Source organism: Pseudomonas sp. 2024-210 (assembly GCF_045062345.1).
Taxonomy (GTDB): Bacteria; Pseudomonadota; Gammaproteobacteria; order Pseudomonadales; family Pseudomonadaceae; genus Aquipseudomonas.
The window spans coordinates 265229-283715 of record NZ_JBJGEJ010000005.1 but is presented as its reverse complement, the minus strand read 5'-3'; the positions used below and the strand labels follow the sequence as shown (position 1 = coordinate 283715).

Below are 18487 nucleotides of genomic sequence, written 5' to 3'. Positions count from 1 at the left end.
ATCACAATAAAGGACCACCATGCGCGCACTCGCTGCTCTAAGCCGCTTTGTCGGCAATACCTTCGCTTACTGGGTCCTGATTTTCGCGGTGCTGGCGTTTATCGAACCCGGCTGGTTCGTCGGCCTTAAAGGCTACATCGTCCCACTACTGGGTTTGGTGATGTTCGGCATGGGCCTGACCCTTAAACTTGAAGACTTCGCAGAAGTCGCCCGCCATCCGTGGCGAGTGGCACTGGGCGTGGTTGCTCACTTCGTGATCATGCCCGGGGTGGCGTGGTTGCTCTGCCAAGTGTTTCACCTGCCTGCGGAAATCGCCGTGGGCGTGATACTCGTAGGCTGCTGCCCAAGCGGCACCTCTTCTAACGTGATGACTTGGCTGGCGCGTGGCGATCTTGCCCTGTCGGTGGCCATTGCCGCTGTCACTACCCTCCTCGCCCCGCTACTGACGCCTGCACTGATTTGGTTGCTGGCGTCGGCTTGGTTGCCGGTTTCATTTATGGACCTGTTCTGGTCGATCTTGCAGGTTGTGTTGCTGCCTATCGTGCTTGGGGTATTGGCCCAGCGCCTGCTCGGGACGCGCGTGCGTTTCGCGGTCGATGTACTGCCACTGGTCTCGGTCGTCAGCATTGTCATTATCGTGGCTGCCGTGGTGGCCGCCAGCCAGGCACAGATCGCCCAGTCGGGTTTACTGATCATGGCCGTGGTGATCCTGCATAACAGCTTCGGCTATTTACTGGGGTTCTTTACGGGGCGCCTGTTCAAACTGCCACTGGCCCAACGCAAGTCGCTGGCACTGGAAGTCGGCATGCAGAACTCGGGATTGGGCGCCGCACTCGCCAGCGCACACTTTTCACCCTTGGCCGCCGTTCCCAGCGCCCTGTTCAGCGTGTGGCACAACATTTCAGGTGCGCTGCTGTCGACGTACTTCCGTCGCATGAGTGAAAAGGAAGATCGCCTGGAAGCGGAACGCCGAGTTGCCGAATGAAATTCCGGGGTTGTCTGTCAGATTAATTACGGGCATATTTTGCCCACGGCGAGGACGACCTCGCGACTCATCGAGTGATTATTCTGGGGACGACCCCATCAATTGATGGAGGCACCATGTCCTGGATTATTCTGTTTTTCGCCGGCCTGTTTGAAGTTGGCTGGGCCGTCGGCCTGAAATACACCGATGGCTTCAGCCGGCCGCTACCGACCGCTCTGACGATCGCCGCGATGGCCGTCAGCCTTGGTTTGCTCGGGCTGGCGATGAAAGAGCTGCCGCTGGGTACGGCCTATGCGATCTGGACCGGCGTCGGTGCCGTCGGCACGGTAATCGCCGGGATCATCCTGTTTGGCGAGTCTATGGCGCTGTTTCGACTGGCCAGTGTTGCACTCATCATTGCCGGCTTGGTCGGCCTCAAGATGAGCGCGTAAACACAGGGTTGTAGTCGTGCCGAAGGTTGCGAAGCGAGCTGTTTTCTCAAGAGCGCCTCGTCCCCCTTCGCAGCCTGCGGCAGCGACTACAGGTTCTGCCCCCGCAGCTCAATGACCCGTTCACGCAATACTTTTTGCGTAGCTTCTTCTGGCGTCAGTGGCGCACCCGCGACCAACGTCACCCGCGACCACAACCGCCGAAACACGCCCTTGTTCGGGTCTCGACTAAAGAAACTCCCCCACAACCCCCGCAACGCCATTTGTATCACAGGCACAGGGGTGCGCTCCAGGATCAGCCTTACCCCGGCCTTGAACTCGTTGATCTGACCATCGGTGGTCAACTTGCCTTCCGGGAAAATACACACCAGCTCACCGTCACTCAGGAACTTGGCAATCTTGCTGAAGGCCTGTTCATAAATCGCCTCATTTTCAGCACGCCCGGCAATCGGAATGGTCCCGGCGGTGCGGAAGATAAAGTTGAGTACCGGCAAATTGTAGATTTTGTAATACATCACAAAGCGAATCGGCCGCCGCACTGCACCGCCAATCAAGAGCGCATCCACAAACGACACGTGGTTACACACTAATAACGCAGCGCCCTCATCCGGGATCGACTCCAGCCCTTTGTGTTCCACCCGGTACATGGAGTGACTGAGCAGCCAAATCAGGAAGCGCATGCTGAATTCAGGCACGATTTTGAAGATGTACGTATTAACCGCAATGTTCATCAGCGACACCACGAGGAACAACTCGGGAATCGTTAACTTGGCCACGCTCAGCAACACAATGGTGACGATGGCTGACACCACCATAAACAGGGCATTGAGAATGTTGTTGGCGGCAATTACCCGCGCACGTTCGTTTTCAGCCGTGCGCGACTGAATCAGTGCATACAGCGGCACGATGTAAAACCCACCAAAAACGCCCAGCCCGAGAATATCCAGCAGCACCCACCACGCCTGGCTAAAACTCAGCACCCCCAACCAGTCATTGGCCTGGATATTCTGTGGCATCTGCCCAGAGTGCCACCACAGCAGAAGACCAAAAACCGTCAAGCCAAACGAGCCAAAGGGCACCAGCCCGATTTCGACCTTACGCCCCGACAGTTTCTCGCACAGCATGGATCCCAAGGCGATCCCTACCGAAAACACGGTGAGAATCAAGGTGACCACGGTTTCATCACCGTAGAGCCAATCTTTGGCGTAGGCCGGAATTTGTGTCAGGTAAATCGCACCGACAAACCAGAACCATGAGTTACCCACGACAGAGCGTGACACCGCCGGCGTCTGGTTCAACCCCATGCGCAAGGTTGCCCATGACGCACTGAAAATGTTCCAGTTCAAACGTATATGCGGCGTATCGGCAGGTGCCGACGGGATCGAGCGGCTGGCCAGATACCCCAACACCGCGACACTGATGATCAACACTGAAACAACCGTGGTGTAATTGCTCGACGAGAGCATGATGCCAGCACCGATAGTGCCCGCCAGAATCGACAAAAAGGTGCCCGTTTCTACCAGCCCGTTCCCCCCGACCAGTTCATCTTCGTGCAGGGTTTGCGGCAGTATCGAATACTTCACCGGCCCGAAAAGTGCCGAATGAGTGCCCATGGCAAACAAAGCGACCAGCATCAACGCAAGATGATCAAAGGCGAAGCCAATGGCACCCACCCCCATGATGGCGATTTCACCCAGTTTGATCAGGCGAATCAATCGGTCCTTGGCGTACTTTTCGCCAAACTGCCCGGCCAGCGCCGAGAATAGAAAAAAAGGCACAATGAAAAGCAACGCGCACAGGTTGATCCAAATGCCACGATCACCTTCGATGCTCAACTTATAAAGAATGGCGAGAATCAGAGACTGTTTGAACAAGTTGTCATTGAGTGCGCCCAAGGATTGGGTGATGAAAAACGGCAGGAAGCGACGCTTCTTTAGCAAACTGAACTGCGAGGGGTGACTCATCATCCATGTACTCACGTTGCGCCGAAGGCTTTCTCTTTGGAGTGCTGTTGTAACACTCAAGGCACAACCTTACTCAGGTTCTGTACGGAAAATGCCACGTTAGGCACTTTCATACAGAACCTGAGCATGTGTCCTACTTTTTAAGCCCGGCAATGCAGGGCGAAACAAACAACTCTCCGCGATAAGCCCCGACTAGCGTGCGCTTGCCCACCACCAGCCACATCAGCGCCAGCGCCAGCACCAGCACACACCCGGCAACATTGAAGAAGGTCAGGTGCAGAACGCTGCCCAGACGCAATGTGGCCAGCGAATACACGCCCAGCGGGAAGGTGAAGCCCCACCAACCGAGGTTGAACGGGATACCTGAGCGGAAGTAGCGCACGGTGATCATCGCGGCCATCACGATCCACCACAAACCCACACCCCACAGAATCACGCCTGCAATCAGCCCCACCCCCTCGACAATCTCACCCATGCCAGCCAAGCCATTGGCGGCAAAAATCGCCGGAGCATCAGCCCCCAGCAGCAGTAAGCCCAGCGCTCCTGTGCCTACGGGGCCCAAGGCCAGCCAGCTGGAAGCGGCCATGCTTTCATGGGGCAACTTATGCAAGGCCATGCGCAGAATCAAAATGGTCAAAATACTGAAGGCCACCGGCACTGAAAACGCCCATAGCACATAGCTGGTAATCAGCACATGGAACTGCATGACGGTGTCCGTCAAGTAAGGCGCCAACAGCCCGCCACTGGCCGCAGCGACTTCTGCCGCCACCACCGGCAACAGCCATACAGCGGTCATCTGATCAATCGTATGGTCCTGACGGGTGAACATCAGGTACGGAATGATTACACCGAACCCCAGCGCCATGGCCACATCAACCCACCACAGCACCTCGGCCACCTGCACCATGGCGTCACCCCAACGCGGTACACCGAACACCAAAAAGCCATTGATGATGGTCGCCAGCCCCATCGGGATGGTGCCGAAGAACATCGAAACCGTGGAATGCCCGAAAATACGTCGTGCTTCGTCAAAAAACAGCACCCAGCGCGCGCCATACAAGGCGCTGAACAGGATGAACAAGCCAATATTGAACAGCCACAAGCCTTCGGCAAAAAATCGCACACCCGGTAGTTGCACCGGCAGTTGAGCCAAGGCCAACGCCAAAACCCCCGTACCCATGGTGGCCGCAAACCAGTTTGGAGTGAACTGGCGGATCACCTCACGCGGGTGCTGCAATTGGCTAAATGGCCGCAACACTGTTGAAGCTTTGTTTGGGCAAGTCATGGGTTCCTCCTCTTCCTCGTATGAGGTGCCGTAAGACTAGAACCAAATTAAATATCTATAAAACGGGTAATTTCGCTAACTGTTATCTATTTTGCAGATATTGAGATGGGCTGCTTTTTTCAAGCAGCGCATAAGCCCGCATTACTTCTCTTTGGCACGCGCCAACCCAGAGACAATGACAACGAACAATAGACTGAATCCCCATCCGGCGAGGATTTCAAACCACATCACGAATCTCACCGCCCGTTTGAGACTGAAGAATCCCAGCAACTCATCTTTTACGTTTGCCTTGGGTGTTTCGATCAGGGGCGCCCAATCCTTTTCTTGATGAAGATCAACCAGAGGCAGCAGCAAATCCAGTGAAAAGGCGATGGGGCTGAAACCTGTGTATTCCTGTGGTAAAGCATCACAGAGGTACCAGTTGCCTGTTCCGGGTTGAGAAGGCCCTACACTTGGTGGCCGACACGCAGCATAAGCATCATTCTGGAATATCAGGGGATCACTGGGGGCGAATACGGCCCCTTGATTGGCGGCATACCAGTAGAAAGCGGTGGTAAGAATCCACACGCCTAAAAACCAGGGCATTAACAAAATAGGACGGTAGCCGTAGCTGATCAAAATGCCGTATAGACCGTGAAGTGCCTTTGCCACAACCCGATTGATTAATTTACTGAAGACATCCCAACTTTGCGGAGCCAATCCGATTTGCCCGCACTTTGAACGATGGCGCTCATACTCAATGCCAATTTCTCGGGCATCTTCAGCGCGGCCCATATTCTCCAGAACGGTCTTGAGTTGTAGCCAGGGTTGAGGGACAAACGCGGGCGGACCCTTTTTCGCCTTGGCAAGTTTACCTACCGTGGCAGGCAAACGAATGCACTGCTTTCCCAACCATACGACGCGCTCATTAACTGTCATCGTGTTGTGCACGTCTAAAAATTCGTACACAAAACCATTGAGAACCAAATGCTTGCCCCAAGAAGCAGCATCATCATTAAGTGCAGTCGTATGCGCCCCCGCCAGTGACACTCTGTTTAATGGATTTTTGACTTTCAAAATATTTAGAGAGCCTTTGATGCGCACACGATTGGCAACCAGCTTGCCGACCCCTTCAGCCCCTGAAAAAATCAAATCACTATCAAACCTGGCTGCATTGAAACTGACAGTGCCCTCAGAAGAGAACCCCCCTCCAAGGTGTGCCGCACCTGTCACGTGCACGCTGTTGGCTAACAACGCATTGCCGTCACCCGTAAAAACACCCCCCGTACAATTCAACTGGCCTTGAATGACCGCCCCGCTCAGAGACACAGTCCCTTCAGAAGTGAACCCGCTGTCCAGGTAAATATTACCGTTCACGCGGATGCGATCTGCTCTTAAGGTCATACCGTTCTTGCAGGCAAGCTTAGCGCCTCGCAGAGCAAATTGGGCACTAACGGTGGCAGCAATAAAGGAGAGTTCTCCAAAGGACTTGAATCCACTCACCAGAAATACACCTCGCCCCACTTTGATGTTGCCAGCATCCAAAGAGACTTTTTCATTCAAAAAAGTCCCCGCACGGCAATTGAACTGCCCACCCACTTCAGCCCCAACGACCCTCACCAACCCCTCGGCGGTAAAACCATCTGTGAGAAAAAGGCCTCCCCGTATGATCGCGTCAGTGGCCGACAAGGACATATTGGAACCGGTCTTGAATAGCGCACCGGAAAAATTCACCTCTCCGCCCACCGACACAGAATCGATATTGACTGCATGAAGGGTTTGAATATTTGTGGCTATAAAATCACCACGCACCGACATCCCGTATGCTTTGAGCCCTTTAAGATGGGACCCATGCAAGTTCACGGTCTGCTTGAACTGGGCGCCCGAAAAAGCCGTGATTCTCGTCAGCGTGCATGAGCGAAGAGTAAATGCGTACGCCACTGTCGCACTTCTTAAATCGAGGGCACCTACTATAAAAGCCTTGCCAAGCTGAATCCCATTTTCATGTATGGCAATTCCGTCTTCAGCGCCCAACAATAAAAAGCGTAGAAATCCCGCACGTACTTTGTTCTGCGTGGTCGCGTGCTCAGGGCACTCAACGTCTCCTTGGGCGACGCCTCCTTTTTGACACGCCGCAAGCAATTGCTTTTCCAATTCAAACAGCGTTCCAAAATCGCTCAACGAACGTCCAAATGCTCTCACACCCTCTCCTTTGCGGTTGGCCCCTTACGTTGGGTGCGTAAGGTTTTCTTATGATGGACGCCATATTAAATTAGAGGCTTTTAGCCATCAAATGCTTGCCGCGTTGATGGCCTACCTGCGACCCCACGCCACGCTCAGACCTTGGTCGACGCTGACGATAATCAAGCATCATGCGAGACTAGTCTGCCGTCGCCGGATTGCGGCGGTCTATTACCTTCAGGAGTGTCCATGTCGTTGTCCAGCGGGCTCATCGCCGCCGTAGCCTTGGCCTACATGGCCGTCATGTTCGCCATTGCCTTTTATGGTGACCGGCGCAGCAAACCGCTGCCGCCGCGGGTTCGCGCATGGGTGTATAGCTTGTCGCTGGCGGTGTATTGCACCAGCTGGACATTCTTTGGCGCCGTCGGTCAGGCCGCCGAACAATTGTGGGCGTTTTTACCGATCTATCTAGGCCCGGTGCTGTTATTGGTGTGCGCACCCTGGGTGCTGCAAAAGATGGTGATGATCAGCAAGCAGGAGAACATCACCTCGATTGCCGACTTTATTGCAGCCCGCTACGGCAAATCCCAGTCGCTGGCGATTGTGGTGGCGTTGATCTGCCTGGTGGGCGTGTTGCCTTATATCGCCCTGCAACTCAAAGGCATTGTGCTGGGGGTCAACCTGTTGATTGGTGCCGGCGCAGACGCTACCGGCACTCGCGCTCAGGACACGGCACTCATTGTGTCGCTGGTTCTGGCGCTCTTCACCATTGTCTTCGGCACCCGCAATCTCGACTCAACCGAGCACCACCGAGGCATGGTGCTAGCGATAGCCTTTGAGGCCCTGGTCAAACTGTTCGCATTTCTCGCCGTCGGTGCCTTTGTAACTTATGGCTTGTATGACGGCTTCGAGGACCTGTTCGATCAGGCCATGCTGGCTCCGCGTCTTGAGGAATACTGGAAAGAAACCATCAATTGGCCCTCGATGGTGGTGCAAACAGGCGTGGCCATGATGGCGATCATCTGCCTGCCGCGCCAATTCCATGTGACCGTGGTCGAAAACATCGAACCGCAAGACCTGCGTCTGGCCAAGTGGGTGTTCCCGGCTTATCTGATTCTGGCCGCACTGTTCGTTGTGCCTATCGCACTGGCGGGGCAAATGCTCTTGCCCAGCTCGGTATTGCCCGACTCCTTCGTGATCAGCCTGCCCTTGGCGCAAGCGCACCCGGCACTTGCCATGCTGGCCTTTATTGGTGGCGCTTCCGCTGCCACCGGCATGGTGATTGTGGCCAGCGTGGCGCTGTCGACCATGGTGTCCAATGACATGCTGCTGCCGTGGCTGCTGCGGCATAAAAATGCCGAGCGCCCGTTTGAAGTTTTCCGCCACTGGATGCTCTCGGTGCGTCGCGTGTCGATTCTGGTGATCTTGCTGCTGGCTTATGTCAGTTATCGTTTATTGGGATCAACCGCCAGTCTGGCCACCATCGGGCAAATTTCCTTTGCCGCCGTGACTCAACTGGCGCCCGCCATGCTGGGTGCGCTGTACTGGAAACAAGCGAACCGCCGAGGTGTCTTCGCCGGGCTCGCAGCGGGTACCTTTATCTGGTTCTACACCTTGGTGCTGCCGCTGATTGCCCACAGCCTGGGCTGGCATCTGAGTCATTTTCCCGGGCTGGCGTGGTTGCACGGCAACCCTCTTGGTTTGCCCATCACTCCGCTGACCCAAGGCGTGGTGCTGTCGTTGGCCGGCAATTTCACACTGTTTGCCTGGGTGTCTGTGCTGTCGCGCACCCGCGTCTCGGAACACTGGCAGGCAGGTCGTTTTATCGGCCAGGAAATCAGCAGCCATCCCAGCGCACGCTCGATGCTGTCAGTGCAGATCAATGATTTGCTGACCTTGGCTGCGCGCTTTGTCGGCGAAGAACGGGCGCGTCAGAGCTTTATCCGCTTCGCCTATCGTCAGGGTAAAGGCTTTAACCCCAATCAAAATGCTGACGGTGAGTGGATCGCTCATACCGAACGGTTGCTGGCCGGGGTCTTGGGTGCGTCGTCCACTCGCGCGGTGGTCAAGGCGGCCATCGAAGGCCGGGAAATGCAGCTTGAGGATGTGGTGCGGATTGCGGACGAAGCCTCGGAAGTCTTGCAGTTCAACCGCGCCCTGCTTCAGGGCGCCATTGAAAACATTACTCAAGGCATCAGCGTGGTCGATCAGTCGCTGCGACTGGTGGCGTGGAACCGGCGCTACCTTGAGCTGTTCAACTATCCCGAAGGGCTGATCAGTGTTGGGCGCCCGATTGCCGACATCATTCGCCACAATGCCGAACGCGGTTTGTGCGGCCCTGGCGAGGCAGAAGTCCACGTGGCCCGCCGCCTGCACTGGATGCGTCAAGGTCGGGCACACACTTCAGAGCGATTGTTCCCCAATGGCAGGGTGATCGAACTGATCGGCAACCCCATGCCGGGCGGCGGCTTCGTGATGAGTTTTACTGACATCACCGCGTTTCGTGAGGCCGAGCAGGCCCTTACCGAAGCGAATGAAGGGCTGGAGCAGCGTGTCGCTGAGCGCACCCATGAGCTGTCGCAACTCAATCAGGCGCTGACCGAGGCGAAAGGCGTGGCCGAAGCGGCCAACCAGTCGAAAACCCGCTTCCTCGCCGCCGTCAGCCATGACCTGATGCAGCCGATGAATGCCGCCCGACTCTTTTCTTCAGCGCTTTCCCACCAAGAAGAGGAGCTGAGCCCGGAAGCGAAGAAGCTGGTGCAACACCTGGACAGCTCATTGCGCTCGGCCGAAGACTTAATCAGTGACTTGCTGGATATTTCACGGCTGGAAAACGGAAAAATCACCCCCGACATCAAGCCTTTCGCTATCAATGATCTGTTCGACACACTCGGCAATGAGTTCACTGCGCAGGCCAAGGAACAAGGTCTGAGCTTCAGAGTGCGTGGTAGCCGGCTGCGGGTGAGCAGCGACATCAAATTGCTGCGCCGTATCTTGCAAAACTTTCTGACCAATGCCTTCCGCTATGCCAAAGGGCCGGTGCTGTTGGGGGTGCGTCGACGTGGCCATGAACTTTCTCTTGAAGTGTGGGACCGGGGACCGGGAATTCCCGAGGACAAACTCAAGGTCATTTTTGAAGAATTCAAACGCTTGGACAGTCACCAGACCCGCGCAGAGAAAGGCCTGGGACTTGGCCTGGCGATCGCGGATGGTTTGTGCCAAGTGCTCGGGCATAGCCTGCAAGTGCGCTCTTGGGAGGGCAAAGGCAGCGTATTTAGTGTGCGTGTACCTTTGGCTAAAAGTCAGGCAGCACCGCAACCGAACGTTCCGGAACAAAACGGCCCAACAGCAAAAGGCGCTCAAGTACTGTGTGTCGACAACGAAGACAGCATTCTGATCGGCATGCAGAGTTTGCTGACACGATGGGGTTGCCGAGTGTGGACCGCGCGCAATCGCGAGGAATGCGCCGCATTGCTGAATGAAGGCGTTCGGCCGCAGTTGGTGTTGGTGGACTACCACCTGGATGAGGGTGAAGTGGGCACCGACCTGATGCGCTGGTTGCGGGCCGAGCTGGGCGAACCTGTGCCAGGCGTTGTCATCAGCGCTGACGGTCGACCGGAGATGATTGCTCAAGTTCATGCGGCAGGGCTTGAGTATCTGCCCAAGCCGGTCAAGCCAGCAGCGTTGAGAGCGCTGCTGAGCCGGCATGTGCCGCTGTAGATACTTCGCCCAGCTTCGCTGATGAGTAACGAAGGCTGCGATCAAGGTGGCAGAGCACTCACATTACAGCTTCGCATACGGTGTGCTCATTGAATCTGGCACACCGTGAAGCGGCCTTCGCCACCGATCGTACGTCTGCGTGCAAACGCTAACCCCTGCCTCATTCACTCCGCCGGGTGAGCCACACCATCAATATCAGCCATCGCGCGCTCCAGCAGTTCCGTCGGCAAACTTTTGCTGGCTCGCGCACCCAACAATTTCAACTGCTCGCTGCGACTGACCAGATTGCCGCGGCCTTCCGTCAATTTGTTGCGCGCCGCTGCATAGGCTTTATCCAGTTGTTGCAGGCGATTACCGACCTCATCCAGATCCTGGATAAAGAGCACGAACTTGTCATACAGCCAACCCGCCCGCTCAGCGATTTCTCGTGCGTTCTGACTCTGACGCTCCTGCTTCCAGAGACTGTCGATAACCCGTAAGGTCGCCAGTAAGGTGGTGGGGCTAACAATCACAATGTTGCGATCAAAGGCTTCCTGAAACAGATTAGGCTCAGCTTGCAACGCCGCTGAAAAAGCCGCTTCGATGGGTACGAACAATAGAACGAAGTCCAGGCTGTGCAGCCCCTCAAGACGCTTATAGTCTTTACCGGCCAAGCCCTTCACATGATTACGCAGCGACAGTACATGCTGTTTGAGCGCGGCCTGACCGATCACGTCGTCATCCGCGCTGACATATTGTTGATAGGCCGTCAGGCTTACCTTGGAGTCGACCACCACTTGTTTGTCACCCGGCAGCATGATCAACACGTCGGGTTGAAAGCGCTCGCCATCGGGCCCTTTGAGGCTGACCTGAGTTTGATACTCACGCCCTTTTTCCAGTCCGGCATGCTCCAGTACACGCTCAAGGATCAGTTCCCCCCAGTTGCCTTGGGTTTTCTGCCCTTTGAGTGCCCGAGTCAGGTTGGTGGCCTCGTCGCTCAGGCGCAAATTGAGCTGTTGTAAACGCTCAAGCTCTTTGGCCAGGGAGAAACGTTCACGCGCTTCTTGCTGATAGCTTTCTTCAACCCGCTTCTCGAACGATTGAATGCGCTCTTTCAGCGGATCGAGTAGCTGACCCAGACGCTCATTGCTGGTATCGGCAAAACGCTGCTCGCGCTCATCGAAAATTTTGCCAGCCAATTCGGCGAATTGTGCGCGCAACTCATCGCGTGAACCTTGCAGGTCATTGAGTCGCTGTTGATGACTGTCTTGCTGTTCGCGCAATTCGGCCGCCAGCGCGGCGGCGTGAGCGTCCAGGCGACGCAACTCAGTTTCCTTGAGGCTGCGCTCAACACTCCAGGCGTGGGCAGCATCACGAGCGTTATCGCGCTCCACCTGCGACAGCTCTACCTCTCGACGCAGCGCGGCAAGCTCGGCTTGCTTGGCAGCGTTGGCCTGCCCCAGATCACTGATCTCATCACGGCCTGCGTCCAGCTGAGCGCTTAGACCCTCTTGCGCCAACTGCGCCATATTCAGGCGTTCATTAAGCATTGCCAATTCAGCGGGATGAGCACTGTAACGACGCTGTAACTGCCAGAGGAGCGCCAACAGCGGCACACCCGACACCATAAGGCCCAGCAAAAAGCTGTTCAAGTCCAGGCTCATAACCCCTCCGCACGCGCTAAAAGAGCAAGGTTAACCAAGCTGCAAGGCCGAGGACAGCTCAGCCTTCGTTTTTGCTCAGTTCTTGCTGCGCGACCAAGTCGCCTGCACGTGCGGCCTGACGTAAAAGCTCATGGCCGATTCGCCGGTCGCGAGCGCTGCCGCAGTCACGACACATCAGTTGGCCTAAACGGCTTTGCGCCAACACCACACCCTGGCGGGCGGGTTGTTTGAGCAAGTGACCTGCAACGTGCTTGACGCTGGGATTAGCGCCCAGACGAGGGTTATCCAGCAACCAGATAGCCACCCGCAGCGAGAAGCGCTTGGGGGCATCAGAGGGCGTGGTCGGGCGAGCTGCGGAAGCAGTAGTTGTGCGAAACTTCATAAAACACTGTAGGGCAGAACAGAAGGCGCGCCACTCTACTCCTTTTTTCGTCTTGGTAAAGCCTAAAAAAGTCTATACCCGCGATCTAGAGCAAGCGAGCGGGACAATCCACAGATCCTGTGGATAAGTCAGTGGACAACCCTATTGAAACCCTCGCAAACGCCCACCCCACGCGGCCCAAGGTCAAACTGACGATTTTTTCACCAACTATAAAAAACGATGTTTTTCATTGACTTAAATTTATCAAACAGGCTAAGCAGGTCCGCCCTCTCGCCTGCCAAGCCATTATTCGCGCTGCGCCAATAATGTGCACAAGTGCGTATGAGTTGCCCAAAACAGGGTAAAAACAAGCTCAATCTTGTAGGCTGCGCCTTGGCTCGGAGCGCAGGCACACCGTCTTTTCTAACGCCTGCAGGCTAGTGAGCCCGCACCGCCGCTGCGCTAAAAATGGACTATAGGCACTCCGAGCCTATCCCTATGGCAATCAGCCCAGATCGAACGACTCCAGCATTTATTTTTGCTAGCACAGTTGCATTTAAAAATTCAACTGGTTACTATCCGCAGCGTTAGTACCAAGCTGAAAGTCAATTCGGGCCGAACAAATCCTTAAGCCATCTTCCATAACGTCGAAGAAACGCTGAAATACAGGATCGACCCCCTCGATGGTTTCCAGGTAAATCTTGTGACGCTACGGCCTTTGAAAATCAAAGGGTAGCGCGAAGCACTTTATTCTGACCTAACCAACCTGCAAATTGATCAGGATCTTCACCCCGAGCATGGAACCTTAGCTCCCGTTGTGATTGCCTGCCCTCCTAAGTACCTACCTGCCAGCCCAAGCGCCACATAATTTATGCGCTACAACTGGCGGCTTTGTTCCAGTCAGGTTCTTCGTCAAGCCAAAGATAGCTCGACGTCACTGGAACGTTTTAACGCAGCACGGATCATATCCGTGTCATTTGTAGGAACACCTAATAACTATGTCGACTCAAATCCATACTCAGGATGCCATTCGCACCCTAACCAACGCCTTTGCTCCAATGAACTGCCTGATTATGGCCGCTCGCAAAGGATGCTTCAGCTTCACTCTGGTCAACGAACACGGTATCGCCCGTCACAGCGAGCGCCTGTATCCCGATCAATATTCCAGCGCAGAACCCCTGCAAGCGGTGATTGATCGTACTCGTCAGGCACTGGTTGCCTGAAAACCTGAGCGCCACGCCAAAAGCCCTGCCTTATTAGCAGGGCTTTTTATTGCCTGCCATTTAAGAAATATCCGGTAGCGCTTAAGTACTTGCAGATATATAGCCAACCACTCGATGCTTTAAATGATTTAAAAACAGTCCTTTACAGCTGATATATGACACTAGACTTCAAGTTAAGCGGTTTCATCCGCTTCCGGCGACCCCTTCCGACCCATTGCTGCCAAGCCCTTGTGGGTCGTCGGCCATTTACAGGCGTCGAGGACACTATGGGTATCGCTGCCAGAGAATTGAGTCTGTACGTCATAAGACCCACGCTTGCGTATCTGGGTCAGAACAATCCAAATGCAGAAATCTTGTTACTGGGTATTGCCGCCAGTCAGTCAAATTTAGGGGCCGCCCTGCACGACCGTCGGGGGCATGGCCTGTACTGTATTAGAGAGCCTCGCCACGCCGCGCTTTGGGATGACTACCTCGCTCGCACCCCTGATCTGGCGAGCCTGGTTCGTGGACTGGCCAGTCAGCATGCTTTTTTAGGCAACCCTCACTTGGAACTTACCGTTAATTTACGGTATGCCACCGCTATTGCCTGGCTGTTGATAGAACAGCTTCATGTGCCAATACCCACTGCGGATGACGTTCAAGGCATGGCAAGAATATGGCGCCAAGCCTTTGAACCACAAGGACGTTTGCGTGATTTTGCAATTGCCTGGCGCAACTGCGTTACACCCCTCAACCAAGTGGCTTAAGTTATGAGCCACACAACTATTATAAAAAAAGATTGAAAACCGTGCGGATTGTCCTACAAAACAACGCTAACTTCTGCGAATTAGCCTATAGCGCTTAATTAAAAATGTTGGTAGCTTTCGTCCGGTGATCAAAAGGAGTTCTAATAATGAAAAAAGTAATGCTCAAGACCACACTTAGCCTCGCCGTCACTTTGGCTTCCAGTCAGATTTTCGCAAGTGGCTTCGCACTTAACGAACAAAGCGTTAGCGGTATGGGGACCGGTTTCGCAGGTCGTTCGTCTATTGCCGACGATGCAAGTACCGTATTTGGCAACCCTGCCGGTATGTCCCGCCTTAGCGGCCAGCAAATTACTGGCGGCATCGCTGTCATTGACGCCTCGACCGATATTAAAGATGCTTCCGGTAGATACCCTGGCACCAATAAAGGTGACATGGTTCCTTTTACTGGCGTCCCGATGGGTTTTTATACCAACAAACTGAATGACCAATGGTCGGTAGGTTTTGGGGTATACGCTCCTTTCGGTCTGGTGACCGATTATGAAAGCGGCTTCCAGGGTCGCGCGTTCGGCAAGAAGAGCGAAGTCAAGGTTGTCACATTGCAACCTACTGTGAGCTATGCCTTCAATGATCGCGTGTCGGTGGGTTTCGGCCCAACCATTAACCACATTTCCGGCACACTCGAATCTGACCTGACCCTCAACCCTGCGTTTGGTGACACCAACGTAGAAATCAAGGGCACCGATACCGCTCTGGGTTTCAACATCGGCGTGCTGGTTCAGGCGACCGATACGACTCGCGTCGGCCTGACTTATCACTCCAAGGTCAGCTACGACCTTGATGGTCATACCAAAGTTTCCGCCGCAGCCGGCACCCCGGCACAGTTGATGAAGAGCAATCGCTACGACGCTTCGCTGTCAATTGATACGCCAGAATCTTATGACCTTTCCGTCACTCAGGAACTGAGCGATGCATGGCGCGTGTATGCGGGTACTACCTGGACTCGCTGGAGCCGCCTGAAAGACATCACCGTGAAAAACGAGGGTGTCAGTCCGGTCAACTCGGGTGGTATCGGCGCGGCACTATTAGGCACGATCAAGGAAGAACAAAACTGGCATGACACCTGGGCCTACGCCATCGGTACTTCCTACCAGTTGAACAAACAATGGATTCTGCGCACCGGCCTGTCATGGGATCAGTCGCCAACCAACAACGAAAACCGTTCGCCACGTATTCCTACTGGCGACCGTACGATTTTCAGCTTGGGTGCCGGTTATGCCGTCAATGAAAACCTGACCATTGACGCCGCGTATTCGTACTTGAAAGAAGAGTCGGTAAAAGTTAATGACTCGAACCAACTCAACGCTTACAGCGCCAAGTATGAAAACAGTGCAAACGGTTTTGCGGTAGGTGCAACCTACAAGTTCTAATTCATTGCGCGCATGAATCATGGCCCACTGAGTTAAAAAAGCCCCGCTCTCTTTAAGAGGCGGGGCTTTTCAATTGGGAACGATCAAGATTTTGAAGCAATGGCTTTATTGATCGCCTCAATCAGTTCTGGATCATCCGGTTTGGTCAAACTGGAAAAATTGGCAATGACATTGCCTTTACGATCAACGACATACTTGTAGAAGTTCCACTTTGGTACGCTGCTCTGTTCTGCCAACACTTTAAACATGTGCGTGGCATCATCTCCGCGCACTTTTTGCGGATCGATCATGGTAAATGTGACGCCGTAATTGACATAGCAGACCTTGGCGGTCTCTTCGCCGTCCTTGGCTTCTTGTTTAAAGTCGTCCGAAGGCACTCCAATCAATTCAAGGCCTTGCTCATGAAATCGCTTGTTCAGCGCTTCCAGCCCTTTGAATTGCGGAGCAAAACCGCAAAAACTCGCGGTATTGACGATCAATAAGGGCTTGCCGGCAAATCGCTCACACAGGTCGATTGATTCCTTTGCCCGTAACTTGGGCAGTGAGCCCTCCAGAAGTGGCGGGCAATCAGCCGCCCAGACCGAACCGGCACATACCAACAGCAATACAGGCACCGCAACCCAGCGCTTAAACATTGTGTTTTCCTTAATCAAGAAGCCTAGGGTCTGTTCCCGTTTCATTGCAGCTGCGACGAAACGGGAACAGACCCTAACAAGTGCCCAGACCCAATTGCATCAAAGCCAGCCCGCCTTGGTGCCAGCCCCACCACGTCAGTGCCAGCAAGAGAAAACCGACACTCACGGCAACTAACCCTAGCCATCTCATATTCACGCCAGCCCCCTCTGCGCTTGCAACCGCGCCACAGGGCGCTCGCGCACCGGCCAATTCAACGCTGCAGCCAGCAGACTCAATACAACCGAGACCTGCCAGATGATGTCGTAACTGCCGGATTGATCATAGACCACACCGCCCAGCCAGCCTCCGAGGAAAGCGCCCAGCTGATGAAAGAGAAACACGATGCCGCCCAGCATGGACAAATTACGCACCCCGAACAGGGTAGCGACGGTGCCATTGGTCAACGGCACGGTGGAAAGCCACAAGAAGCCCATGGCCATACCGAACAGGTACGCGCTGACGTGTGTCACCGGCGCCCAAAGAAACAGTACGATCACCACCGCCCGCGCCAGATACAACCCGGTCAGCAAACGAGGTTTGGACATACGCCCACCTAGCCATCCCGCGGTGTAGGTGCCAAATATGTTGAACAGACCAATAAGCGCCAACACCGTTGTACCGACCGTGGCAGGCAAATGCTGGTCCACCAGATAGGCCGGCAGATGGATACCGATAAAGACGACCTGAAACCCGCAGACAAAAAAACCGAAGGCCAATAACCAGAAACCCGAGTGCGAGCAGGCTTCACTGAGTGCTTCTTTGAGCGTTTGCTCACCCCCCAGGCTGGGCATAGGACGGTCTTTGAGCAGGCCGACCAGCGGTATGATCAACGCCACCATCAGCCCCAGCACCAGCAAGGCAGACGACCAGCCTAACCAGCCAATCAGCCCGAGGGTTCCGGGCAACATTGCAAACTGACCGAAAGACCCTGCCGCACTGGCAATGCCCATGCCCATGCTGCGTTTTTCAGGGGGCAAGGCGCGCCCCACGACGCCCAAAATCACTGAAAAGGACGTGCCTGAAAGTCCAATACCAATCAACAAACCGGCGCTTAGCGACAATGACAGCAGCGAGTCCGACAACCCCATAAGCACAAGGCCAACGGCGTACAGGACACCGCCAATCAAGACCACTTTTGCCGCGCCAAACCGATCAGCCAGCGCTCCGGTAAAGGGCTGGGCCAACCCCCAGATCAGGTTCTGCAACGCAATCGCCAACGCAAACACCTCGCGGCCCCAGCCGAATTGCGCACTCATGGGTGGCAAGAACAGCCCAAACCCATGCCGGATTCCCAAGGACAGCGCCAATATCAACGCACTGCCCAGCAACACCCAGACACTGTTACGCCACACCGTTGTCATTCTTATTCTCCAAGCGTGGGTATGTACCCGTGTCTAATCGTGTAACAGGCGCCTCATTCGGAACCCGCCAACTCATCCAATAGCTGTAACAATTGTTCGCGGCGCTCTTCACCCAGACGGTCGATAAGACGCTGCTGCGCGGCTTCCCATGCGGGCAAGGCTGCCGTGAGCCGTCTCTCCCCCTCTTCGGTCAGGCACACCAGCCGATTGCGTTGATCTTCGCCCTCTGCCAGCTTCACCAGCCCGGCGCCTTCGAGTACACGTAAATTGCGCCCCAAGGTGCTGCGATCCAGCCCCATCGCTTCAGCCAGACTGGAAATACTCGGCTGGTCGAGGCGCTTGAGGTTTGTCATCAAGGAAAACTGCGCAACATTGATCCCGAAGCCATCAAGGGCGCCGTCGTAATGCCTGCTGATGCCTCGCGAGGCACGCCGCAGGTTGGTGCATAAACACTGGGTTGGTAACATTTTGTATGTATATACCCGCAATAATGGAGAATCAAGATGTAA

14 protein-coding genes are annotated in these 18487 nt (G+C 54.9%); 6 read left to right on the top strand and 8 right to left on the bottom strand.

Going from position 1 to position 18487, the window contains the following annotated elements; all coding sequences use genetic code 11:
• The first annotated feature begins 19 nt into the window (after positions 1–19).
• Together ACI7MX_RS10220 and sugE are read left to right on the top strand one after the other, a co-directional pair.
• Entirely contained in the window at positions 20–985 is a 966-nt protein-coding gene (locus ACI7MX_RS10220; protein WP_314486232.1) for a bile acid:sodium symporter family protein, read from the top strand.
• Between the two features lie 116 nt (positions 986–1101).
• A complete protein-coding gene (gene sugE / locus ACI7MX_RS10215) occupies positions 1102–1416 on the top strand; it encodes a quaternary ammonium compound efflux SMR transporter SugE (protein ID WP_314486230.1) in 315 nt (104 codons plus the stop codon).
• 86 nt (positions 1417–1502) lie between these two features.
• On the opposite strand, the gene ACI7MX_RS10210 is transcribed toward sugE, so the two are convergent.
• The 3 genes from ACI7MX_RS10210 to ACI7MX_RS10200 form a co-directional block, all read right to left on the bottom strand.
• Positions 1503–3377, bottom strand: a complete 1875-nt coding sequence (locus ACI7MX_RS10210) for an MFS transporter (protein WP_405587436.1) — start codon at positions 3375–3377, stop codon at positions 1503–1505.
• Between the two features lie 133 nt (positions 3378–3510).
• On the bottom strand, positions 3511–4662 hold the full coding sequence (locus ACI7MX_RS10205; protein ID WP_405587034.1) for a TDT family transporter: 1152 nt from the start codon (positions 4660–4662) through the stop codon (positions 3511–3513).
• A 141-nt stretch (positions 4663–4803) separates the two neighbouring features.
• On the bottom strand, positions 4804–6843 hold the full coding sequence (locus ACI7MX_RS10200; RefSeq protein WP_405587037.1) for a membrane-associated oxidoreductase: 2040 nt from the start codon (positions 6841–6843) through the stop codon (positions 4804–4806).
• Between the two features lie 228 nt (positions 6844–7071).
• Between ACI7MX_RS10200 and ACI7MX_RS10195 the strand changes: the two genes are divergently transcribed.
• Positions 7072–10542, top strand: a complete 3471-nt coding sequence (locus ACI7MX_RS10195) for a NahK/ErcS family hybrid sensor histidine kinase/response regulator (protein WP_405587040.1) — start codon at positions 7072–7074, stop codon at positions 10540–10542.
• A 164-nt stretch (positions 10543–10706) separates the two neighbouring features.
• Here the strand turns inward: ACI7MX_RS10195 and rmuC are convergent, their stop codons facing one another.
• Together rmuC and ACI7MX_RS10185 are read right to left on the bottom strand one after the other, a co-directional pair.
• The gene (gene rmuC / locus ACI7MX_RS10190; protein ID WP_314486240.1) at positions 10707–12071 is read right to left on the bottom strand and encodes a DNA recombination protein RmuC; all 1365 of its coding nucleotides are present in this window, start codon (positions 12069–12071) and stop codon (positions 10707–10709) included.
• 172 nt (positions 12072–12243) lie between these two features.
• Positions 12244–12567, bottom strand: coding sequence for a sel1 repeat family protein (locus tag ACI7MX_RS10185; protein ID WP_314486223.1), 324 nt, complete (start codon positions 12565–12567; stop codon positions 12244–12246).
• Positions 12568–13544: 977 nt separating this feature from the next.
• On the opposite strand from ACI7MX_RS10185, the gene ACI7MX_RS10180 reads away from it, so the two are divergent.
• The 3 genes from ACI7MX_RS10180 (at position 13545) to ACI7MX_RS10170 (ending at position 15942) form a co-directional block, all read left to right on the top strand.
• Positions 13545–13769 (top strand): hypothetical protein, encoded by a 225-nt coding sequence (locus tag ACI7MX_RS10180; RefSeq protein ID WP_003214941.1) that lies wholly within the window; start codon positions 13545–13547, stop codon positions 13767–13769.
• 266 nt (positions 13770–14035) lie between these two features.
• Positions 14036–14515: a hypothetical protein gene (locus ACI7MX_RS10175; protein WP_314486216.1), complete on the top strand. Its 480-nt coding sequence runs from the start codon at positions 14036–14038 to the stop codon at positions 14513–14515.
• 146 nt (positions 14516–14661) lie between these two features.
• Positions 14662–15942, top strand: a complete 1281-nt coding sequence (locus ACI7MX_RS10170; RefSeq protein WP_314486214.1) for an outer membrane protein transport protein — start codon at positions 14662–14664, stop codon at positions 15940–15942.
• Between the two features lie 83 nt (positions 15943–16025).
• Here the strand turns inward: ACI7MX_RS10170 and ACI7MX_RS10165 are convergent, their stop codons facing one another.
• The 3 genes from ACI7MX_RS10165 to ACI7MX_RS10155 form a co-directional block, all read right to left on the bottom strand.
• Positions 16026–16577, bottom strand: coding sequence for a glutathione peroxidase (locus tag ACI7MX_RS10165; RefSeq protein ID WP_405587439.1), 552 nt, complete (start codon positions 16575–16577; stop codon positions 16026–16028).
• A 192-nt stretch (positions 16578–16769) separates the two neighbouring features.
• The gene (locus ACI7MX_RS10160; RefSeq protein WP_405587045.1) at positions 16770–17978 is read right to left on the bottom strand and encodes an MFS transporter; all 1209 of its coding nucleotides are present in this window, start codon (positions 17976–17978) and stop codon (positions 16770–16772) included.
• Positions 17979–18031: 53 nt separating this feature from the next.
• Positions 18032–18445, bottom strand: a complete 414-nt coding sequence (locus ACI7MX_RS10155; RefSeq protein ID WP_405587048.1) for a MarR family winged helix-turn-helix transcriptional regulator — start codon at positions 18443–18445, stop codon at positions 18032–18034.
• Positions 18446–18487: the final 42 nt, after the last annotated feature.